The 715-nt window shown below is 63.1% G+C and carries 1 protein-coding gene; it reads left to right on the forward strand.

The features are described 5' to 3' along the window. Window positions 1–499, forward strand: a 499-nt coding sequence (locus D1012_RS21965; RefSeq protein ID WP_199489608.1) for a tripartite tricarboxylate transporter permease, incomplete at its 5' end; no start/stop codon positions are given. Window positions 500–715 lie beyond the last annotated feature (216 nt).

The following is a 715-nucleotide window of genomic DNA, read 5'->3' on the forward strand; positions in this document are numbered from 1 at the left end:
GACGATCCACAACATCCAGCCCGGCCCGCAAGTGATGACGAGCCACCCCGAGCTGTTCTGGGGCCTGATCGCCTCGATGTGGATCGGCAACCTGATGCTGGTGGTGCTTAACCTGCCGCTGATCGGCCTGTGGGTCAAGCTGCTCAAGGTGCCCTACCGCATCCTGTTCCCGGCGATCCTGGTGTTCTGCACCATCGGCGTGTACTCGCTCAACTACACCTCGTTCGAAATCTTCACGACCGCCGTGTTTGGCATCGTGGGCTATGTCTGGTCGCAGCTGAAGTGCGAAGGCGCGCCGCTGCTGCTGGGCCTGGTGCTCGGCCCCATGATGGAAGAGAACTTCCGTCGCGCCCTGCTGCTGTCGCGCGGCGACTTCAGCACCGTCGTGACGCGTCCGCTGTCGGCCTCGCTGCTGGCCGTGGCGGTGTTCCTGGTGATCCTGGTGGCCCTGCCGGCGATCCGCAAGAAGCGCGAAGAGACCTTCGTCGAAGAAGACTAAGGCTTTGCCCGCCGCCAGATGGCGGCGGTGCTCTCCGCCTTCCGAACCCCCGGCCCGCCGGGGGTTTTTCTTTGGGCGCACGATGGCGGTTCGCCGCGCTCCGCCCGGCATAAGCAACAAATCACTACTGTTCAATACAGGGTGTGCTCCAGGGCCGTGGCATCTACGTTAAGCTACGGGTTTACCCCCACGCGATGATTCGACATGAACTTCGAC

This window comes from Pseudotabrizicola alkalilacus (assembly GCF_003443995.1).
In the GTDB taxonomy this organism is placed as follows: domain Bacteria; phylum Pseudomonadota; class Alphaproteobacteria; order Rhodobacterales; family Rhodobacteraceae; genus Pseudotabrizicola; species Pseudotabrizicola alkalilacus.